At 33.6% G+C, this 21,757-nt stretch carries 18 protein-coding genes; 6 read left to right on the forward strand and 12 right to left on the reverse strand.

What is annotated here, in order from left to right; all coding sequences use genetic code 11:
• Positions 1-68 precede the first annotated feature (68 nt).
• The gene (locus C8N27_RS13920) at positions 69-650 is read left to right on the forward strand and encodes a TetR/AcrR family transcriptional regulator (protein WP_121148212.1); all 582 of its coding nucleotides are present in this window, start codon (positions 69-71) and stop codon (positions 648-650) included.
• A 98-nt stretch (positions 651-748) separates the two neighbouring features.
• Here the strand turns inward: C8N27_RS13920 and C8N27_RS13925 are convergent, their stop codons facing one another.
• The 11 genes from C8N27_RS13925 to C8N27_RS13980 form a co-directional block, all read right to left on the reverse strand.
• Positions 749-1,405 (reverse strand): peptidase associated/transthyretin-like domain-containing protein, encoded by a 657-nt coding sequence (locus tag C8N27_RS13925; RefSeq protein WP_121148214.1) that lies wholly within the window; start codon positions 1,403-1,405, stop codon positions 749-751.
• 132 nt (positions 1,406-1,537) lie between these two features.
• Entirely contained in the window at positions 1,538-2,362 is an 825-nt protein-coding gene (locus C8N27_RS13930) for a hypothetical protein (RefSeq protein WP_121148217.1), read from the reverse strand.
• 143 nt (positions 2,363-2,505) lie between these two features.
• The gene (locus tag C8N27_RS13935) at positions 2,506-2,715 is read right to left on the reverse strand and encodes a hypothetical protein (protein WP_147431747.1); all 210 of its coding nucleotides are present in this window, start codon (positions 2,713-2,715) and stop codon (positions 2,506-2,508) included.
• 48 nt (positions 2,716-2,763) lie between these two features.
• Complete coding sequence (locus tag C8N27_RS13940; protein WP_121148222.1) at positions 2,764-5,079, reverse strand: PHP domain-containing protein; 2,316 nt, start codon at positions 5,077-5,079, stop codon at positions 2,764-2,766.
• A 705-nt stretch (positions 5,080-5,784) separates the two neighbouring features.
• On the reverse strand, positions 5,785-6,213 hold the full coding sequence (locus C8N27_RS13950; RefSeq protein ID WP_121148228.1) for an META domain-containing protein: 429 nt from the start codon (positions 6,211-6,213) through the stop codon (positions 5,785-5,787).
• A gap of 10 nt (positions 6,214-6,223) precedes the next feature.
• Entirely contained in the window at positions 6,224-7,225 is a 1,002-nt protein-coding gene (locus C8N27_RS13955; protein WP_121148231.1) for a PliI family lysozyme inhibitor of I-type lysozyme, read from the reverse strand.
• 236 nt (positions 7,226-7,461) lie between these two features.
• The gene (locus C8N27_RS13960; RefSeq protein WP_121148233.1) at positions 7,462-9,270 is read right to left on the reverse strand and encodes an acyl-CoA dehydrogenase FadE; all 1,809 of its coding nucleotides are present in this window, start codon (positions 9,268-9,270) and stop codon (positions 7,462-7,464) included.
• A 121-nt stretch (positions 9,271-9,391) separates the two neighbouring features.
• On the reverse strand, positions 9,392-10,582 hold the full coding sequence (locus tag C8N27_RS13965) for an acetyl-CoA C-acyltransferase (protein ID WP_099214017.1): 1,191 nt from the start codon (positions 10,580-10,582) through the stop codon (positions 9,392-9,394).
• A 46-nt stretch (positions 10,583-10,628) separates the two neighbouring features.
• Positions 10,629-10,982: a four helix bundle protein gene (locus C8N27_RS13970; RefSeq protein ID WP_099214018.1), complete on the reverse strand. Its 354-nt coding sequence runs from the start codon at positions 10,980-10,982 to the stop codon at positions 10,629-10,631.
• Between the two features lie 40 nt (positions 10,983-11,022).
• Entirely contained in the window at positions 11,023-13,428 is a 2,406-nt protein-coding gene (locus tag C8N27_RS13975; protein WP_121148236.1) for a 3-hydroxyacyl-CoA dehydrogenase/enoyl-CoA hydratase family protein, read from the reverse strand.
• A gap of 17 nt (positions 13,429-13,445) precedes the next feature.
• On the reverse strand, positions 13,446-13,907 hold the full coding sequence (locus C8N27_RS13980) for a MarR family winged helix-turn-helix transcriptional regulator (protein WP_121148237.1): 462 nt from the start codon (positions 13,905-13,907) through the stop codon (positions 13,446-13,448).
• A 189-nt stretch (positions 13,908-14,096) separates the two neighbouring features.
• Between C8N27_RS13980 and C8N27_RS13985 the strand changes: the two genes are divergently transcribed.
• From C8N27_RS13985 to C8N27_RS14000, 4 genes are all read left to right on the forward strand, one after another.
• Positions 14,097-15,026: an ABC transporter ATP-binding protein gene (locus tag C8N27_RS13985; RefSeq protein WP_099214021.1), complete on the forward strand. Its 930-nt coding sequence runs from the start codon at positions 14,097-14,099 to the stop codon at positions 15,024-15,026.
• Positions 15,027-15,029: 3 nt separating this feature from the next.
• Positions 15,030-16,352: an ABC transporter permease gene (locus C8N27_RS13990; protein WP_121148240.1), complete on the forward strand. Its 1,323-nt coding sequence runs from the start codon at positions 15,030-15,032 to the stop codon at positions 16,350-16,352.
• A gap of 92 nt (positions 16,353-16,444) precedes the next feature.
• A complete protein-coding gene (locus C8N27_RS13995; RefSeq protein ID WP_121148243.1) occupies positions 16,445-17,284 on the forward strand; it encodes a mechanosensitive ion channel family protein in 840 nt (279 codons plus the stop codon).
• Between the two features lie 58 nt (positions 17,285-17,342).
• Positions 17,343-18,506, forward strand: a complete 1,164-nt coding sequence (locus C8N27_RS14000) for a sigma-54-dependent transcriptional regulator (RefSeq protein WP_121148245.1) — start codon at positions 17,343-17,345, stop codon at positions 18,504-18,506.
• 67 nt (positions 18,507-18,573) lie between these two features.
• Here the strand turns inward: C8N27_RS14000 and katG are convergent, their stop codons facing one another.
• A complete protein-coding gene (gene katG / locus C8N27_RS14005) occupies positions 18,574-20,772 on the reverse strand; it encodes a catalase/peroxidase HPI (protein WP_121148248.1) in 2,199 nt (732 codons plus the stop codon).
• 288 nt (positions 20,773-21,060) lie between these two features.
• Here katG and C8N27_RS14010 point away from each other — a divergent pair, with 288 nt between their 5' ends.
• On the forward strand, positions 21,061-21,702 hold the full coding sequence (locus C8N27_RS14010; RefSeq protein ID WP_121148250.1) for a peroxiredoxin: 642 nt from the start codon (positions 21,061-21,063) through the stop codon (positions 21,700-21,702).
• Positions 21,703-21,757: the final 55 nt, after the last annotated feature.

The raw sequence follows: 21,757 nt of genomic DNA on the forward strand, positions 1-21,757 counted from the left end.
TATTTGGAATGAAAGTTCCAGTATGGTAATTTTGTGGAAGAGTTAATCGCTTCCACATTTTTTTTTATATGCCAAGAGTAAAATCATTTGATGAAAAAGAAGTACTAACCAAAGCAATGTGTTTGTTTTGGAAACAAGGATATTCTGCTACTTCTGTACAAGATTTGGTATGCCACTTAGGAATAAACAGAGCAAGTTTATACGATACTTTTGGTGATAAAGAACAGTTATTTAAAAAATCTTTCGAGCTTTATAGAGCTACTACAAAAGAAGGACTAATAGAGTTTTTTAAAAACTATCCAGATGTGAAAGAAGGATTTTCTAAGCTTTTTAATAAAACTATAGAAGAAGCTATTCTTGATGAAGATAAAAAAGGATGTTTTGTTGTAAATGCTACGACAGAACTTATTCCAAATGACGAAAGTTTACAGAAAGTGCTAATAGAAAACAAATGCGATTTCCAAAACTTATTTTACGAGTACTTGAAAGCAGGTAAAGAAAGAGGGCAATTAAAAAACAGTCAAGATTTAAAATCTATAGCCACTCTTCTTTACACACTTTATAATGGTATTCGAGTTGTTTCTAAAGTAAACCCTGATAAAAAAGAGTTATCAAATTCAATAAAAGTAGCCTTGTCTTTGCTGAGCTAATCAAATAAGGTTAAGTTAAAAAGTTATCTTTTTATAGGTTTTTGCCATTTGTATCAAACACTACTCAGAAATACTTGTTGTTATCGAGGCAAAAAAACTTACTCATAATCAGGAATATTCAATCCTAAAATTAAATCTCTGTTGGCAGTCCAAATACCATCTTCTTTTTTAAGTTGTATAATTCCAGAACCACCTCTGTTTTTTTCTGATTGCTTTTTTTCTTCAGTAAGAGTAGGATCGCTTTCAAATTGATAGCTGTCAATATAATAAGGTACAGTATTGGGCTCTTTTACATAAATATGAATGTGCTCTGGCTCTTGTGTATTTGGGTAAGATACAGGCCTGAATGTGTAAAAAGTAAATTTTCCATCGTTACCTGTTTTTAGCCAATTTCTATATTGTCCGTGTCTTTTTTCCCAACCTACAGGTTTGTCACTGGGTTGGTAAATTCCATTTCTGTCTGTGTGATAAATGTAGAGTATAACATTTTCAGCAGGTGTTTTTCCGTCTTTTTTAAACGCAGTACCCGTTATTTTTAGTTTTGGCTCATTTTCATGAAAACCAGGTAAGGTATCAACTGACTTAGGTGTTATGTTAAGCATTTTATAATCCAATAAAGCTTTACAGTCTTGGCAACCTCCACCCACATTTCTTTCTATGTTTGTTTGTGTTTGCCCTTTACAGGAAGTTACAATAAGCATTAAAAAAAGCGCTCCTAAATAGTGTTTTAGTGTTTTGTGTTTAGAAAGATACATAACGTATTCGTATAAGATTAGTTACATTTTTAAATCTCTAATTTAATGAATACGAAATGAATAAGAAAACTACTGTTTTTAAAAGTAGGCGAGAACAAGCAATTACTTATAGCCATTGTTGTACGCAGTATTTTATTTATAATAATATTCAATTTCATTTGGCGTCAGTTCAGAACGCCCTTTAATTTTATAATGAGTTTTCCAAACTCTCAACTCTTCAATCGGTTTTTCATTTTCTACCCAAAAAGGAGCAAAAAAGAATGGTTCATTATTTTTCTGTTGTGCTCTGAATTTATGGAAAAACAGACCTTCTTTCATTTTAAGATTTTTCCAAAACACCATTTGCATAACTAATTCTTGCTGTTGTTTCCCATATTTTTCCAGTTTCATCGCTTCTTTATAATCCGCAAACATTGGGTTGAGCCATTTCCTGTCAGGATTTGCATATAAAAAGGTCGAATAACTTACATCACTCTCGATGATAAAGGAAATACAAATATTATTGTCTTTGTCAATATCGCTGTCTTGATTCCAAGAGCGAATGTAATTAAAGAATTTTATTGCATATTCTTTGTCTGCGTATGCAGGACCAAAATAATTTAAATATCCATCTGTTTGTTCGTATTCCGGGTTTAATAAAAAATAACCGTTTGTTAACCATTGGTCGTACTCAATTTCAAAATCAGGAAAAGGTTGTAGTATCATTACTGAATATTCGAATAAAGTACGCTCAAATAACTGTTCAATTCCAAAGAGAACTAAAGTTACTGCAATTCCTGCCCAATAAGGAAGAATTAGAAAACTTGTAATAATTCCAATTACAGTTAAAATTCGCAAAATCCATTTAACGTGATTTTCATATTTTTCGTGAACCACGAGTTTCGGATAGTATTTTTTCCAATGGATTCTTACAAGACTTTTTGAGTCTATTCTCCAATTCCCAACTCTAAATTTCATAAGTCTTGTTCATATTGCGTACAACGGTTAGTATATGAAAAGTAGGCGATTTCGAAGCACCAAACTTTCGATTAAACACAAAGTTTGATACGAGCTAAAAGCCTTTAATTTATTACTGTTTCGCCTATTTTTTATATACATTGTTAGCCACTGGCATTTTCTGATGTTCCACTTTCTTCTCCATTTTCAGATGCTATAGATTCATTGATTGAACTTAACATTGTTTCGATTCTTGATTTTTCATCATCTGAAAAGTCGCTACTGAATTCTGTCTCATCAAATTCATTATTATTTAATAGATTTTTAATCATTTCGACATACGAAAAGTCTTCTTGAACAGTAGAAGTTGACATTTTAACAACTATTTCATCTTGGTCGTCTTTTGAAAAATATAGTTTCATTTATTCTGTAAAATGTTTAAGGTTGTATTTTTTTACTCGTTTTTTAATTGAAGGTTTACCTCCATCTGTAATTTCAGCAATGAAATCAAGTACGTTTTTATCATTTATTTGACCTTCTAATCGACTTGATACAATACTTATTTTATTCTCTATATTTTGACATAGAACAATGTTTTGAGCATCAGCTAGCATTGGAATTGTGGCATTGTGAGAAACTAAAATAACTTGCTTTTTTGGCTTAATTTTTTTAATCGCTTTTACTAGCCCTTTATTAATGTAATTTGTAGCTAAATTATCTTCTGGCTGGTCGATTATAATTGGTGCGATATCTCCATCATAACCTAAAATGATATCGAGGATTACAGATGTTTTCCAACCAGCACTTAAATTATCAAAATCTCTTCCATCTGCCGTTTCAATTTTATATTTTTTCTTGTTCAGGTCTTCAAATTTTTTATTCACCTTAATTTCAAAATCATCATAACTGTGAACTTTAGGTGACTGTTGTTTGAAATTTTGAAAGAATAAGTTTTCAGGTGTTAATTGTGCAAAGTCAATAACCTTCTTATCAGTTTTTAAATAAAAATTAATCACATCCAGAAATTTTTCTTTGGTTAAACTAAAATCATTTTGGATATATAGTTTGTGTCCCATAGATTCGATTACTTCTGAATCACATCGAATTGCATATTCAGAAATTTTCTCAATAATTTTTTTGAATTGTGAATAGGCTTTAGAGTAATTTTTAATACTTGTAATTAGTGTATCAAAATGTTGTTTTTTAGACTGTTCTTCTTCATTTGATGCTTTTAAATGCTCGTCATACGCTGATTTAGATATTTGAATTAATTTTCTTGTTTTGTTTTCGAATTTAGAAACATTGAAAGCCTGTTGAAGCTCTTCTTTTAGATTAGCAACCAAATCTTCATTATGGTCAATAAATGGATTGTCGGTTAAAAGGGTTTCAATCTCGTCCAAGATTGATGTGTGCTGCTCATACTGATGCTGTGGATATTCGGTTTTGTCTATTATTTCTTGTGATGGTAAAAGATTCGATATGATGTTTTTTTGAACATCTTGTTTGTTAACTAACCTTGAAAGGACTGGTATTTTTTTTAAATTTTTGTCTTCGTCTTCAATTATTTTAACGCATTTGACTAAATCTTTTAAGTCCGATTTTAATTTTAAAAGACCTGCATCTACTTTTTCACGTATCGTATCATCGCCTGGAAAAACTTTTTTAATTATATCGATGTTACCTAGATTGTCGTCTGTAGTTTCGTTGACAATACTCATAATATAGTTTTGAGATATATAATGAGGATGCAAACCTGAAGGATTTTCAATAATTATTTTTTCCACTTCAAAATGCCCGTAATTACTTTTTGAAAAGTCATTATAGATTTTGTTGTTTATGGAATCTACCAATAGGGTTTTTCCGCTTGAAGAACCTCCAATTACAACATTCAATCCTGATGTTAATTCCACATCTATTTCAATATTTGGTTTGGAAAGTTTTATTGCTCTTATGTTTTCTGACCAGTTCTTTGGTTTTTGTTTTGAATAAGCTAATCTGGATGATTCTGAAAGTGACAATCTTAAACCGTTAAAGGTCGGTAGTGAAAACATCCAAGTAGGTACGAAAGGTTTTGCCTGTGAGGATTTTGCGTTAGGATATTGATTTGGGTTATAATTATCCGTGCAAGTCATTAAATTCACAAACTCATTAATACCAAGCTTTTTGAAATAGTCTTGTGTTCTTTCCAATCCAGAATTTCCTCTTGCAGTAAATCCATCAAATTGATTATAATAAATGCTTCTTTCCATCGTACTGTCAAATCGAACTCCATCAGGAATTGATTTGTCAAATGTAGAATGAGATTGTCCTCCGTGTGGTAAAAGCAAAAACTCATATAAATCAAAGGTGTTTATAATAGTTTCTATTGATGGAATATTCTCATCGTCTTTTTGAACTACTTTGTCTGGGTATAACTCATCTAATTTACTGTTCAAATCATCAATGATTTCACCAGTAATCTCATTTAAATTGAAATAAATATGGCAGTGATAAGGCGGACAGGTGCTATAATTTTTTATATGAAGTTCAACTCCAACCAATATATTTATTCCTAAATCTTTTGCTTTCAGATATACTGTTTTGTTAATGGTATTGTGGTCGGTAATTGAGATTAAAAATGTAGAATCATTAGTATAATTATTGATATTGTCCACTAATAATTGTAAATCGTAATCTGGGTTCAGATTGTTAGGGTCATCAGAAGTGTGGATATGTAGGTCAAGAAATACTGGATTCATTCTATTATTATTGGTTTTGTTTTGCTTGTGGCTAACTTGTTTATATAGATGTAAAATACATCGTTATACGACCACTTTAGTATGTTTATGATTGTATTTTATGTTTGCTTATACTTTAACGAACTTACTAATAATAACTTAATTTTATTACGGAATCCCATAAGCTCAGCTATTTAGGTAATAAAAGATGTTTTAAGTGTCATTAAAGATTGTATGGGTCGCTGATATCACGGCATGCTCCGAAGACACCACGGCACGGGTCGCTGATATTACGGCATGCTCCGAAGACACCACGGCACGGGTCGCTGATATCACGGCATGCTCCGAAGACACCACGGCACGGGTCGCTGATATCACGGCATGCTCCGAAGACACCACGGCACGGGTCGCTGATATCACGGCATGCTCCGAAGACACCACGGCACGGGTCGCTGATATCACGGCATGCTCCGAAGACACCACGGCACGGGTCGCTGATATCACGGCATGCTCCGCAGACACCGCGGCACGGGTTGCTGATATCACGGCATGTTATCTGCTTTTACATTGGTATAGATTCAACTCAATATTCTCTGTGTACTTATTAGCGGACGCTGCCTTTGGTAGTAAAAAAATAAACCTCATACCAACAAACCAAAAAAAGGCTGTATAGTATGAGGTTTTCCCCTATGTTATCACTCAGTTTAAAGAGACAACTATAGTGAGTTATTCTTCAGTGGTTACTTTTTTAAAGCGCATCATGGTTACATCGTCCATTAATAAGTTTAGTTTTCCTTCTATGTCAAAGCTATACTTGTTAATTTTTTTAATGGTTTTTAAAAATACTTGTTCCCCTTGTCCGCAATACATCATAGTAGTTGGTCCTGCTTCTCCAAAAGAAATAGCGTTTTCTTCACCTAACGTAAACTCAGCAGAATAACCGTTACAACCGTTATTTCCTGTAGCTTTTTTTGTTTCTTTATCAAAAGTAAGTTGTGGCTTTTTAGTAGGGTATAATCCATCAAAAGCAATTTTTGGTCCAGTAATATATTCTAGTTCCCAAGTGGTATTGTATAGCTGATCAGCAGCATCTTTTTTAGTACAAGAAACTGTGATTAGTAAAATAGTAGCGAATAAAAATGATAGTTTTTTCATAATAAATAGTTTAATTTTTAGTGTTAAAATCAGTTGAGTTCTTTATTTCAAATTTTCTTGAAGCTTCACCATCAACCAATTTATAATTAATTTGTCTGATGCCTCCTGTTGGGTTAGCATTAGAATCTTCTTTTGTATAAATAGGAAAACGTTGAGATAGGGTAGTTTCAACAATGGTAAACTCATCGTGTCCCATGTATCCTTCGCTTAACTTTTTATTTTCAGTAATAGGAGGGAAGTATATTTGACTCACCGATTTTCCGTTATTAACAGAATATCCAATTACGTTACCGTAGCTTCCGCTTCCATCAGATCGAGTATAAATAACTACTTCAGGAAAACCATCTGAGTTTAAATCTTCAATTTCAGCATCAACAACACTACCGTCAATGTTTTGAGTAATTGCTGAATTGTCAATTTCTAAACCGTAAGGAGCAACCGTTAATTCAGTATCCATTCCATTTTTTTTAGTAGAAATATTAAAACCAATTCCTTGTAAGGTTAAATGCTTCTTAAAAATAGTTTTGTCTATTTGTGTTTGGTCTAAGTCTCCTTCAATTTTATGGTAAGAACCAGCAAGGCTTCCTCCACCAGAACAGTAAAAGTTTAATAAACCGCTGTCTTCTTTGTTTGCCGTTGCAATAGAAATTTGTTTGTTTTTAAAAGAAAATACTACAGTTTTACCATTTATGTCAATTGTATACGTGCTGTCATTTGCTTTTTTAGCAAGAGCGTTAAAAGTACAGGTAGGTTTTTTCTTATCAGCTCGCGAACGAACTACAATTTTTAATTGATTATTTACAGCAGGTTTTACAGCAACAGAAACCCAATCGTATCCTTCATTTCTTTTTTCATATTCTGAAGAAACATAGTTTCCAGTAACATCAGTTATTGTGGCTACTGTTTCTTGGTTAACGGTTTTTTGTGTGTCTGCTTTTTTTGCTTCTTTTTTACAGCTAACTATGGCTAATAATGCCATTCCTAGTAGTGCTGAATTGGTAAGTTTTATCATGCTATTTTATTTTTCATAGGGACTGATTCAATAAATATACCATTAAAGATATGAAAAAGCATTTTAAGAAAAACTTAAGAACCTTAATTTTACAGAAGCTTGATATTGTAGTGTATAGGTTTGTTAATGTTTTTTTAGAGGATAAAAAAAAGACCGCCAAAAACTAATTTGACGATCTTTTAAACAAACAACTAAATTCTAAAACCTATAAAAGTTGAAGAAAATTTTTCTATTTTTTAGAAGCAGTATTTATTTTCTGCTTTTAATTTTTCTGCGATTGTGTCACGTAACTCAACTACGTTAGGGTAGTTTGCGTATTTTGTAAAACGCTTAAGTCCCATTAACATCATACGTTGCTCATCACCTTCAGCGAAAGAAATAATTCCTTCTCTTGCGCTTTTAGTAATAGTTTCTACGGCATTGTATAAGTATAACTTAGCCATTGCAATCTGTTCTTTTTGACCATCTTCACCAAAACGCTTCGCGTTCTTTTCAGTTCTTAAAATTCCAGATTCTGCCATGTATATTTCAATTAAAATATTAGAAGCAGCAGTTAATAACTGTTGGTGTTGCTCTAATTCTGGACCAAATTTTTGTAATGCAGCTCCAGCTACCATTAAGAATACTTTCTTAAGTTTAGCTAACATCTCTTTTTCTTCTGAGAATAATTCAGAATAATCTGGAGTATCGAAAGAAGGAATTCCCATTAATTCGTTTTGAACTGCCATTGCAGGATTTAATAAATCTACATGACCTTTCATTGCTTTTTTAACTAACATTCCTACCGATAATAAACGGTTGATTTCGTTAGTTCCTTCGTAAATACGAGCAATACGAGCATCTCTCCAAGCAGACTCCATTGGAGTTTCTTCAGAGAATCCCATACCTCCGTAAATTTGGATTCCTTCATCAGCACAGTTTTGTACGTCTTCAGAAACAGCTACTTTTAAGATTGAACATTCAATAGCATATTCTTCAACACCTTTTAATTCTGCATCTTGGTGAGAACTTCCTTCAGATTCACGAATAGCAATTCTGTCTTCAATGTTTTTAGCTGCTCTGTATGATGCAGATTCACCAACATAAGCACTAGTAGCCATTTCAGCTAATTTCATTTTAATAGCTCCAAATTCTGAAATAGGAGTTTTAAATTGCTTACGCTCGTTAGCATAGTTTACAGCATGGCTAATAATTCTTCTTTGAGAATCTAAACAAGCACCAGCTAATTTAATACGACCAACGTTTAAGGCGTTCATTGCAATTTTGAATCCACCACCACGAACAGATAACATGTTTTCAACAGGAATTAATGTATCGTTGAAAAATACCTGACGTGTAGATGATGCACGAATACCTAATTTGTGCTCTTCTTCTCCTAAAGTTACTCCGTTAGGATTGTTTTTATCATATTCTAAGATAAAACCAGTAATGTTTTTATCGTCTTCAATACGAGCAAAAACGATGAAGATTTCAGCAAAACCTGCATTCGAAATCCACATTTTTTGTCCGTTAATTTTGTAGTGCTTTCCGTCTTCAGTTAACTCAGCAGTAGTTTTACCTGAGTTCGCATCCGATCCAGCTCCTGGTTCTGTTAAACAGTAAGCTCCAAACTTTTCACCCATTGCTAACGCAGGAACGTATTTTTGCTTTTGCTCTTCAGTACCGTATAAAGTAATTGGCATCGTACCAATACCTGTATGTGCACCAAAAGCTGTACTAAAAGATCCTGTTCCACTTGAAATATAATCACAAGTTAACATGGTAGAAACGAATCCCATTCCTAATCCGCCATAAGCTTCAGGAACAGCCACACCTAAGAATCCTAATTCACCTGCTTTACGCATAGTTTCTTCGGTAAGTGCATAATCTTTCTTTTCGAAACGATCTTTATAAGGAATAATTTCACGGTCGTTAAATTCTTTAACCGCATCACGCATCATTGTTTGCTCTTCTGAAAAATCTTCAGGAGTAAATATATCTTCGCATTTTGTTTCTTTTACTAGGAACTGCCCTCCGCGTAAAATATCTTTATTTAATTCTGACATAGTATATTAGATTTTAGTATTTAGTAGTGAGTATTGAGATACTAACTACTTTTATAATTTTGTTACTTATTTTTTAAAAGAGATGAGAAAATTCTCAATACTCAATACTTATATCTTAATTTTAATTTAAGAATTCAAAAATACCAGCAGCACCTTGACCAGTACCTACACACATGGTTACCATTCCGTATTTGTTATTCATGTTGCGCTTACGCATTTCGTCAAATAACTGAACAGATAGTTTACCACCAGTACATCCTAATGGGTGACCTAAAGCAATTGCTCCACCATTTACGTTAACGATATCCGGATTTAAACCTAATTCGCGAATAACAGCTAACGATTGTGAAGCAAACGCTTCATTTAGTTCAATTAATTCAATATCACTTTGTTGTAAACCTGCTTGTTTTAATGCTTTTGGAATTGCTGCTACAGGACCAATTCCCATAATACGAGGTGGTACTCCTGCTGCTGCATAACTTACTAAACGAGCTTCTGGTTCAATACCTAACTCTTTTACCATATCTTCACTCATTACCATTACGAACGCAGCACCATCACTTGTTTGTGATGAGTTACCAGCGGTAACAGAACCATTAGCTGCAAATACTGGACGTAATTTTGCTAAAGCTTCTACGCTAGTTCCACGACGTGGACCTTCGTCTTTAGTAACTGTATAATTTCTTGTAGCTCGTTTTCCGTTTCCATCAATGTAGGTTTCCTCTACATTGATTGGAGCTATTTGATCTTGAAAACGATCACTATCTAACGCTTTTAAAGCTTTCATGTGCGATTCGTATGCAAATTGATCTTGGTCTGCACGAGATACATTGTATTGTTGAGCTACTGCTTCCGCAGTATTACCCATTCCCCAATAGTAATCCTCGTGACCTGCATTTACGATATCGTAGTTTAATTCTGGTTTAAAACCTGTCATTGGTACAGAACTCATACTTTCTGCTCCACCAGCAATAATACACTCTGCCATTCCAGATTGAATTTTTGCTACAGCCATACCAATAGTTTCTAATCCTGATGAACAGAAACGGTTTACGGTAACTCCAGGAACATCCACAGAATCTAATCCGATTAACGAAATAATTCTTGCCATGTTTAATCCTTGAGAACCTTCTGGCATTGCGTTACCAACAATAACATCGTCGATACGTTTTACATCGAATTCTGGCAACTTATCCATCATATATTTGATGGTTTCAGCAGCTAATTCGTCAGCTCTTTTAAATCTGAACACACCTTTTTTAGATTTCCCTACGGCGGTTCTATATCCTTTTACTATATATGCTGTTTTCATTTTATTTTTAGTATTGAGTATTGAGGTTTTAGTATTGAGTGAATGTTTAGGCGTTTAATTTTTGCTGAAAAACATAATTCATTTTCTGAATTTCAATACACAACTCAATAATGGGTTGTACTTTATCTTTATGTATTAGGTTCAATTCAATAACTAATAGTAATTGCGTTTGAAGTTCGTATGTAGAACCATTTGCAACACTCAAAAAGTGTTTGAATTCTTTTTGTGAATTTCTACCAGCTCCTTCTGCTATATTTGAAGGAATCGAAATAGCACTTCTCTTTATTTGAGATGTTAGTCCGAATTTTTCATCCGATGGTAATTCTGAAACAAGTAGATAGGTAGCTTTTGCTAACTTTATTGATTTTTGCCATATTTTTAAATCTTCTACTTTATGCATTTCTAACTACTTAATACTAATATCTCAATACTATTCGCAACTAGTTGCGAAGTGGTTTACCAGTTTTTAACATATGCTGAATACGCTCTAACGTTTTACGTTCTGTAGTTAAACTTAAGAAAGCTTCACGTTCAAGGTCTAATAAATACTGCTCAGTAACTTTTGTTGGTTCTGATAAATCTCCTCCAGCCATTACATAGGCTAGTTTGTTTGCAATTTTCTGATCGTGTTCAGAAATATATTTAGAAGCTTCCATAGAGTCTGTTCCTACTAAGAACATACCTAAGGCTTGCTTACCTAATACTAAAACATCTTTGCGTTTTGCTGGTTGTGTATAACCTGCTTCTGCTAATAACACAGCGTGTTTTTTAGCTTCTGCTATTTGACGGTCTTTGTTTACAACCACAACGTCTTTTCCTTTTTGTAGTAAGTTTAAGTCGTATGCTTCATAAGCTGAAGTTGCAACTTTAGCCATACCAATAGTTAAGAAGTGCTCTTGTAATACGTTTAATTGAACATCGCCAGTGTGGAATAAGTCCTGAGCTCTTAAAGCCATTTCTTTAGATCCACCACCACCAGGAATTACTCCAACTCCAAACTCTACTAATCCGATGTAGGTTTCAGCAGCAGCAACTACTTTATCAGCGTGTAATGATAACTCACATCCACCACCTAACGCCATTCCGTGAGGAGCAGCAATAGTAGGAATTGCAGAGTAACGCATACGCATCATTGTATCTTGGAAATACTTGATAGCCATGTTTAATTCATCATACTCTTGCTCAACAGCCATCATAAAAATCATTCCAATGTTGGCACCTACTGAGAAGTTTGCAGCTTGGTTACCAATAACTAATCCTTGGAAGTCTTTTTCAGCTAAATCAACTGCTTTATTTAATCCTGCTAAAACATCACCACCAATAGTGTTCATTTTAGATTGGAATTCACAGTTTAAGATTCCGTCTCCTAAATCTTCAATAACAACTCCAGAGTTTTTGAATACCTCAGTAGTTTTACGAATGTTATCTAAGATGATAAATGAATCTTGTCCTGGTTTTTTAACTTGTGCTTTTGCAGGTACATCGTAGTAATATGTTGCACCGTTTTTAACTGTATAGAAAGATTTCTCTCCTTTAGCTAACATTTCTGTTACCCAAGCAGCTGGTTCTTTTCCTTCAGCTTTCATTAATTCGATACCTTTTTCAACTCCTACAGCATCCCAAATTTCGAAAGGACCATTTTCCCATCCGAAACCTGCTTTCATAGCATCGTCAATTCTATATAATTCATCAGAAATTTCTGGAATTCTATTTTGAACGTACGCAAACATTGCTGCGAAGTTCTTACGGTAAAATTCTCCCGCTTTATCTTTTCCGCCAACTAATACTTTGAATCGGTCAATTGGCTTATCGATTGTTTTTGTTAATTCTAACGTAGCGAATTTTGCTTTTTTAGACGGACGGTATTCCATCGTATCTAAGTCTAACGCTAAAATTTCACGCTTTCCTTCAGCATTGGTTGTTTTTTTGTAAAAACCTTGCTTGGTTTTGTTACCTAACCACTTATTTTCCATCATTGTGTTGATGAAATCAGGCAACTTAAATAAGTCGTGAGCTTCGTCGTTAGGACAGTTTTCGTAGATTCCGTTAGCAACGTGTACTAAAGTATCTAACCCAACAACATCAACAGTACGGAAAGTAGCTGATTTTGGTCGTCCAATAACAGGACCAGTTAATTTATCAACTTCTTCAACTGTTAATCCTAATTCTTTTACTTGGTGAAATAAAGATTGGATTCCGAAGATACCAATACGGTTACCAATAAATGCTGGTGTATCTTTTGCTAATACTGAAGTTTTTCCTAAGAATTTAGAACCATAATCCATTAAGAAGTCAGTAACTTCTTGTTTACAGTCTGGTCCTGGAACAACTTCAAATAATTTTAAATAACGAGGAGGGTTAAAAAAGTGAGTTACCGCAAAGTGCTTACGAAAATCTTCACTACGTCCTTCGTTCATAAACTTAATTGGAATACCTGAAGTGTTGGTAGAAATAATTGTACCAGGTGTACGGTATTTTTCAACTTGTTCAAAAACACTTTGTTTAATGTCTAAGCGTTCAACAACTACTTCCATAATCCAATCTACATCTTTTACTTTGTGTAAATCGTCTTCAAGGTTTCCAGTAGTAATTCTATCTGCAAATTTTTTATTGTAGATAGGTGATGGTTTCGATTTTAACGAAGCAGTCAAAGCATCATTTACCAAACGGTTACGAACTACTTTGTCTTCTAAGGTTAATCCTTTTGCCTTTTCTTTGTCGTTAAGCTCTCTTGGAACGATGTCCAAAAGCAATACTTCAACGCCAATGTTAGCAAAATGACATGCAATACCTGATCCCATGATACCAGAACCGATAATTGCTACTTTTTTAATTCTTCTTGCCATTTGTTTGTTGGTTTGTTTTATACAGCTTTATTGTCAATATCGTCTTCGTATATTAACTTATCTGTAATTAGTTTGTTTATTGTTGTTGTTACTTTAAAAAAGCTATCTAGCTCTTCTTCAGTAATATGTTCTCTTACCTTATTATTGAATTGGTATACGTGTCCTTTTGAAACTTCGCGCATTTCTTTACCGTATTCGGTAAGTTTTAAAATAACGCTTCTACCATCATTTGGATTTTTCTCGCGACATATAACTCCCTTATCTTCCATAGTTTTTAATAAACGAGAAAGACTTGTAGGTTCCATTCCCATTAACGGACCCAATGCAGTTGAAGGGGTACCGTTTTCAGAATCGATATTCAACAAAGCAAAAGCCGTGGCCATTGTGCTATCGTGCTTTGCAGCCTGCTCGTTATACATTTTTGCAACGGCTTGCCACGTGGCTCTTAATTGGTGATCTATTGATTTATCCTTGTCCATGGATGCCAAATATATAAAATTTTATTATGCATGCATAGTATTTTGCAAAAAAGTTATGCATGCATAATAAAATTAACAAAAAATTAATCTTGTAACGTTTGGAGAGAACCGTATACTAATTGAGTATAAAAATATGTAAGTTTGTCACTGCTGTTTTTCAATAAGCGGTAATTAATCAACTATAAATCTATGAGTAATTTATTAGAAATTAACAATGTGGTAAAGCGTTATGGCGATTATACTGCATTAAATAATGTGTCAATGCACATACCTAAAGGAAGTGTTTTTGGTTTGTTAGGTCCTAATGGAGCAGGAAAAACCTCGCTTATTAGAATTATTAATCAAATTACAATGCCTGATGCTGGTGAAATTATATTAGACGGAGAAAAGTTAGCTCCAAACCATATAGAGCATATAGGTTACTTACCAGAAGAAAGAGGACTGTATAAGAGTATGAAGGTAGGAGAGCAGGCATTATACCTTGCTCAATTAAAAGGGTTGAGTAAATCGGAAGCAAAAAAACGATTAAAATATTGGTTTGATAAATTTGATATTGGTGCTTGGTGGAATAAAAAGATTGAAGAGTTATCTAAAGGAATGGCGCAGAAGGTACAGTTTATAGTAACTGTACTACACCAGCCTAAATTATTAATTTTTGATGAGCCTTTTTCTGGTTTCGATCCTATTAATGCCCAATTAATAGCAAAGGAAATTTTACAGTTGAGAGATGAAGGAGCTACCATTATTTTTTCTACCCATAGAATGGAGTCTGTTGAGGAAATGTGTGATTATATAGCTTTGATTAACAAGTCGAATAAAATTTTAGATGGTAAGCTAGAAGATATTAAAAAGGAGTTTAGAACAAATACTTTTCAGGTTGGATTAGCTACTTCTAATTCAAAAGAAGTGGAGCAAAAGCTAAAAGAAAACTTTGAGGTTTTACCAGCAGATTTTAAATTGTTAAATGAGGGGTTAAAGTTAAATGTAAAACTTACTAACGGAAGTTCTCCAAACGATTTACTATCGTATTTAACCAACCAAGGTCAAGTACAGCATTTTGTAGAGTTGGTGCCAAGTGCTAATGATATTTTTATTCAAGCAATCCATAAAAACAGTTAAGCAATGAAAAGATTACGATTAATTATAGAACGCGAGTTTATTGCTAAAGTTAGAAATAAGTCGTTTATCGTTATGACTTTTTTAAGTCCACTGTTAATGATTGGTATGGGGGCTTTAGTATTTTTCTTAATGAAGAAGAACGATGAAAAGGTTAAGAAGATAGTATATGTTGATGAGTCTGGAATGTTCTCTAAAGATGTTTTTAAAGATTCAAAAACAGTAAAGTACGAGGACTTTACTGCTTTAGGAATAGATGATTCAAAAAAGAAAGTTGAAGAAGGGGATTATTATGGAGCTTTGTATATTCCAAAACAAGATAGTTTAGAAGTGTTGGCAAAATCGATTGAGTTTTTCTCAAAAGATTCACCAAGTATGTCTATCATGGAAAGTTTAGAAGATAAAATTGATAAGGAGTTGCGTCATAAAAAACTAACAAGCTTCGGAATTGATATTGCGCATATTGAAGAATCAAAAATAGCTTCAGAAATAAAAATGTTGAATTTTTCTGGGGAAAAATCTTCAAAATTAATCAACGGGTTAAAAATAGGTGTGGGAGCTATTGCCGGATATTTGTTAATGATGTTTGTAATGATTTATGGTACATCGGTAATGCGTAGTGTAATTGAAGAAAAAACAAGTAGAATTATTGAAGTAATTGTTTCTTCAGTAAAACCTTTCCAATTAATGTTAGGAAAGATTATAGGAAATGCTTCAGCTGGATTGTTACAATTCTTTATTTGGGGAATTTTGTTTTTAGTATTTAGCCTAGTAGCATCTTCTTTCTTTGGAGTTGATATGATGGAAATGCAGTCAGCAAAAGTATCACCAGAACAAATGGAAGCTATTCAGCAAACAGCAACCAATAAAGGTGAAATGATTGTGCAAGAAATTTTTAGGTTGCCTTTAGTAAAAATGTTCTTCTTATTCATTTTCTACTTCTTAGGAGGATATATGTTGTATAGTTCTTTGTTTGCAGCGGTAGGAGCAGCAGTGGATAACGAAACGGATACGCAACAATTTATGATGCCTATTATGTTACCGTTAATTTTAGCAGTATATGTAGGTTTTGCAACGGTAATTAATGATCCTCACGGACCAGTATCAGTAATATTCTCATATATACCATTTACGTCGCCAATCGTTATGTTAATGAGAATTCCATTTGGAGTAGCTTGGTGGGAAATAGCAATCTCTATGTTGCTATTAATTCTTACTTTTATGGTTATTGTATGGATTGCTGCTAAAATTTATCGCGTGGGTATTTTAATGTATGGTAAAAAGCCAACGTATAAAGACTTATGGAAGTGGATTCGTTATAATGGATAATTAAATCTTTATGAAATTGACTTAATAAATTTTATTTTAAAGAGTTTAATAGTGAAACGAATCTGATGAATAAAAACAATAAGAACTAGTAGATGAAAGAATTAATAAAAGAAGTAACCGATTTTCTAAACCTTAGAATTCCTCTAGGGGGTAAAGAAATAGATATCACAATAAAGACAGTTTTGTTCTTGATACTAGGTTTGATTCTTGTGAAGATTTTACTGAAGTACTTGAAAAGACTAGCAAAAAGTAAACTAGAACAAGAAGACAAGAATAAGTTTGATACTATTTTCTCCTTTACTAGTTGGTTAGCTTATGTAGTTGTTTTTTCTATAGCTTTAAGTTCAGCTGGGGTTAATTTAAGTGCAATTTTAGTAGCGTCTTCAGCCTTATTAATTGGTATTGGTTTAGCATTACAGACTTTTTTTCAAGACATAATTTCTGGAATTTTTATTATTCTTGATAAAAGTGTTCATGTTGGTGATATTATTGAGTTAGATGGAAAAGTAGGTAGAGTAGAGGAAATAAAACTAAGAACCACCAGAGCTGTTACTATTGATAACAAAGTTTTGGTAATACCTAATCATAAATATTTATCAAACAGTTTATATAACTGGACTCAAAATGGTACTACAACAAGAGAAAGTGTTACAGTAGGAGTGGCATACGGAAGTGATGTAGCTTTGGTAAAAAAGTTGTTAATGCAAGCGGCTAGTGAACATTCAAAAGTGTATCAACATCCTGCTCCTTTAGTGCTTTTTGAAAATTTTGGAGATAGCTCATTGGACTTTAAATTGATTTTTACATTAAACGATAGTTTTCAAGCAGCTATACCAAAAAGTGATATACGATTTAGAATAGACGAACTGTTTAGAGAACATAATATTAGTATACCATTTCCTCAAAGAGATATACATATTATTAAAGAGTAAAGTAATAGTGGCCTAATTGTTGCCCTTTAGAGGAAATATTAAAAGAATAAAATAAAGCATGGCTAAAATATTAATAATAGAAGATGAAGCTGCAATTCGCAGAGTATTAAAAAAAATTATTTCTGAAGAAAACGATTCCTATGAAGTAGAAGAAGCTGAAGATGGTTTACAAGGAATTGAAATGATAAAGAAAACGGATTACGATTTAGTTTTATGCGATATTAAGATGCCTAAAATGGATGGTGTTGAGGTGTTAGAAAAAGCCAGAAAGTTGAAACCAGAAATACCAATGGTAATGATTTCTGGTCATGGAGACCTAGATACTGCAGTAAATACAATGCGTTTAGGAGCCTTTGATTATATTTCTAAACCGCCAGATTTAAATCGTTTACTTAATACCGTAAGAAATGCTTTAGATAAAAAGGAGTTGGTAGTAGAAAACAAGCGTTTGAAAAAGAAGGTGAGTAAGAATTATGAAATGATTGGAGAAAGTGATGCCATTACTCATATAAAAGAAATTATAGAAAAAGTATCAGCAACCGATGCTAGAGTATTAATTACAGGTCCTAATGGAACAGGAAAAGAATTAGTAGCACATTGGTTGCATGAAAAGTCTGATCGTTCTAAAGCTTCAATGGTTGAGGTGAATTGTGCAGCTATTCCTTCTGAGTTAATAGAAAGTGAGCTTTTTGGACATGTAAAAGGAAGTTTTACAGGGGCTAATAAAGATAGAGCAGGGAAGTTTGAAGCAGCAAATGGAGGAACTATTTTCTTAGATGAAATAGGAGATATGAGTTTGTCGGCACAAGCAAAAGTATTACGAGCATTACAAGAAAACCGTATTCAAAGAGTAGGGTCTGATAAAGATATAAAAGTAAATGTACGTGTAGTTGCTGCAACAAATAAAGATTTAAAGAAGGAGATTGAAGAAGGACGCTTCCGTGAAGATTTATATCACCGTTTAGCAGTGATTTTAATTAAAGTTCCTGCTTTAAACGATAGAAGAGAAGATATCCCGTTATTAGTAGATTTCTTCGCAAATAAAATTTCTGAAGAACAAGGAATGTCAAAGAAAGGCTTCTCAGAAGATGCTATTAAGTTATTACAAGAATATGATTGGACAGGGAATATTCGTGAGTTACGAAATGTAGTTGAGCGATTACTTATTTTAGGAGAAAAAGAAGTTTCTAAAAATGACGTGAAACTATTTGCGAGTAAATAACATTACTAGGTAATAAATAAAAAAGAAGAGCATTTTGCTCTTCTTTTTTTATGATTTAGTTTTTAAATTATGCTAAATCATATCTGTCAGCATTCATTACTTTAGTCCAAGCAGCTACAAAATCTTTCACAAATTTTTCTTTATTATCATCTTGTGCATATACTTCTGCATACGAACGTAAAATTGAATTTGAACCAAATATTAAATCAGCTCTTGTAGCCGTCCATTTAGTACTTCCAGTTTTACGGTCAACAATATTGTATAAGTTTTCCCCAGCAGGCTTCCATGAGTATTTCATATCAGTAAGGTTTACAAAGAAGTCATTACTCAATACACCTTCATTATCTGTAAATACACCATGTTTGGTACCTCCATGGTTGGTTCCTAGTACACGCATTCCTCCAACTAAAACAGTCATTTCAGGAGCGGTTAAGCCCATAAGCTGTGTTCTATCTAATAATAACTCTTCAGGTTTTACTACATAATCTTTCTTTTGCCAGTTTCTGTATCCGTCATGTAAAGGCTCTAAAACATCAAAAGATTCAGCATCTGTCATTTCAGCGGTTGCATCACCTCTTCCAGGTGTAAAAGGAACTTTAATATTGACACCACCTTCTTGAGCAGCTTTTTCAACAGCAGCACTACCTCCTAACACAATTAAATCAGCAATACTTACTTTTTTATTTAGTCCTGATTGAATCTCAGTAAGCTTATCTAGTACCTTCTTTAATCTTGTTGGTTCGTTTCCTTCCCAGTCTTTTTGAGGAGCTAAACGAATACGAGCTCCATTAGCACCACCTCTAAAGTCGGATCCTCTATAAGTTCTAGCACTATCCCAAGCAGTATTTATAAGTTCAGTACGAGAAAGTCCACTATTTAATAGTTTTTCTTTCAATTCTTCAATTTCACTGTCATTTAAAGTATAGTCAACAGTAGGAACAGGATCTTGCCAGATAAGTGTTTCTGCTGGAGCATCAGCACCTAAATAACGTGTATTAGGTCCTAAATCACGATGTGTTAATTTAAACCAAGCACGAGCAAATGTATCAGCAAAATATTCAGGGTCTTTATAGAATTTTTCAGATATTTTTCTGTATTCAGGATCCATTTTCATCGCCATATCCGCATCAGTCATGATAGGGTTTCTTTTGATGTTCGGGTTGTGAGCATCTACAGGCTTGTCAGCTTCATCCATACTAACAGGCTCCCATTGCCATGCTCCTGCAGGACTCTTTTTTGATTCCCATTCATGATTCAGTAATAAATGGAAGTATGTGTTATTCCATCTATCAGGTGTTGTTGTCCATGCACCTTCTAAACCACTAGTTACTGTATGTTCAGCATTTCCACTTCCTTTAGGATTCATCCAACCAAAACCTTGGTTGTGAATTTCTGCTCCTTCAGGACTTTGACCTAAAGCATCAGCATCACCGTTACCGTGAGCCTTTCCTACGGTATGTCCACCAGCAGTTAAAGCAACAGTTTCTTCGTCGTTCATTGCCATTCGCTTAAAAGTCTCTCTAACATCTTGTGCAGTTCTTAACGGATCAGGTTTTCCGTCTACACCTTCAGGGTTTACATAAATTAATCCCATTTGAACGGCAGCAAGAGGGTTCTCAAGTGATTCACGGTCATTGTCACTTCCGTATCTATTTTTGGTAGGAGCCAACCATTCTTTTTCAGTACCCCAATAAATATCTTTTTCAGGATGCCAAATATCTTCGCGTCCTCCTGCAAAACCAAATGTTTTGAATCCCATAGACTCATAAGCCATGTTACCTGCTAAAATAATAAGGTCTGCCCAAGATAGTTTATTTCCGTATTTTTTCTTGATAGGCCATAATAGTCGTCTAGCTTTGTCTAAGTTACCATTATCTGGCCAGCTATTTAATGGAGCGAAACGTTGGTTTCCTGTATTACTACCACCTCTACCATCTGCAACTCTATAAGTACCTGCAGCATGCCATGCCATACGAATCATTAAACCACCATAATGTCCCCAGTCGGCAGGCCACCAATCTTGGCTATCAGTCATTAAGTCTTTTAGGTCGTTTTTAACAGCTTCTAAATCTAATTTTTTAAATTCTTCAGCATAATTAAAACTTTCTCCTAAAGGGTTGGTTTTAGTGTCATGTTGATGTAGGATGTCTAAATTCAATGATTTAGGCCACCACTCCATAACGTTGTCATGTATTTCAGTATTAGCGCCTTGAGAAAAAGGACACTTTCCATTTTTACTAGAAGAGTGTGAGTGTAAATCTTTCATATTTATATTTTTTTTCAGGTTAGAATACGTTCAAATTTACAATAAAAGAGTGAATAATTTTTATCTATATTTTTTATTTTGGTATAATATTTTCTTATTATTTGTTTTTTTTGCCCTGTAAGTTATTGGTTTTTAAAAAGGTATTTGTTTTGTTGATTTTGTTAGCTTTGTAGTATTGATAATTCTTATAATGTAATAAAAAAATATTTTTAGATTCACTCTTTTAATGATAAGAAACGAAATACATTTGTGCTCGTAAAAAATTATTAATCAATAAAAAATTATAAAATGGCTACAGCAGTAGGAAAAAAATTCCCAAGTTTAAACGTGGATGCAATGAATGAAATGGGTGATACGTTTAAATTAAATGTATTAGAAGAAGCAGTTAAAAACAAGAAAAAAGTGTTGTTATTTTGGTATCCGAAAGACTTTACTTTCGTTTGTCCAACTGAGTTACACGCTTTTCAAGCTGCATTACCTGAATTTGAAAAAAGAAACACTATTGTAATTGGAGCTTCTTGTGATACTCCTGAAGTGCACTTTGCTTGGTTAAGCCAATCAAAAGATAATGGAGGAATTGAAGGTATTACTTATCCATTATTAGCTGATAGTAACCGTAATTTGTCATCTATTTTAGGTATCTTAGACATCTCTAACGAAACTTACGATGAAGCTACAGGAACTGTACAAGTTGAAGGTGATAACGTAACGTATAGAGCTACATATTTAATTGATGAAGAAGGAACTGTATTCCATGAAGGAATCAACCACATGCCAGTTGGTCGTAACGTAAACGAATATTTACGTTTAGTTGATGCTTACACTCACGTACAAGAAAAAGGTGAGGTTTGTCCAGCAAACTGGGAAGAGGGTAAAGAAGCAATGCAAGCAAATGCTAAAGCTACTGCAGAGTACTTAGCAGCAATCTAAAATATAATTTAAGAAAGGAAACAAGTTCGTGTGAGATAAGTGAAGGGGTCGAGCA

Source organism: Tenacibaculum discolor (assembly GCF_003664185.1).
Classification (GTDB): domain Bacteria; phylum Bacteroidota; class Bacteroidia; order Flavobacteriales; family Flavobacteriaceae; genus Polaribacter; species Polaribacter discolor.